Raw genomic sequence first — 230 nt, 5'->3', positions numbered from 1 at the left:
TTAATGGGGCTACACGAGGACCGCCATAAACATTACCACCCGCCCCTATATTATACAGATTATACGCATCCCTGCCACCACGCTTAAATACATCTGCCATCCAAGAAGGAGGAGCACTTGTCTGCACCTGCTTCTGTTCTGTCGTTGAGGGTGTTTGGCTCCCCATGTCACAATTCCTTCCTATAATAAAGCATATTTATGCCATAACCTTGTTTGTTTAATGCACGTTT

Origin of the sequence: Bartonella sp. AP58NXGY, assembly GCF_042195785.1 — a bacterium.
Lineage (GTDB): Bacteria > Pseudomonadota > Alphaproteobacteria > Rhizobiales > Rhizobiaceae > Bartonella.
The sequence above is the reverse complement of the archived record's forward strand: the minus strand, read 5'-3'. Positions refer to the sequence as shown.